The sequence below is a fragment of the Bradyrhizobium sp. LeoA1Lang genome, from assembly GCF_055413685.1.
In genome coordinates this window covers 1-255 of the sequence record NZ_JBVAPG010000610.1, presented here as the reverse complement: position 1 = coordinate 255, position 255 = coordinate 1, and the positions used below count along the sequence as shown (strand labels likewise).

The window sequence follows — 255 nt, the reverse complement described above, 5'->3', positions numbered from 1 at the left end:
GGACGGGCTTGCGAGCGTGATCGGGCACGCGGACCGGACGGCGCCGCTGCGCGACTATTGCACGGGCTTGATACTGCCCGGCGAGCGCAAGAGCGTCGAGCCGATGGCGGCGCGGACAGCTCCGGCCGGGACGGCGCCGCAGCATCAGTCGCTGCTGCACTTCGTCGGCGTCGCGACATGGTCGGATGAGAAAGTGCTGGCCAAGGTCCGCGAGATGGTGTTGCCGGCGATCGAGAAGGACGGGCGGATCGAGGC

At 69.8% G+C, this 255-nt stretch carries 1 protein-coding gene; it reads left to right on the top strand.

Going from position 1 to position 255, the window contains the following annotated elements; translation table 11 throughout:
* The coding region (locus ACZYOF_RS44705; protein ID WP_463719713.1) for a transposase at positions 1-255 on the top strand (255 nt) is incomplete at both ends.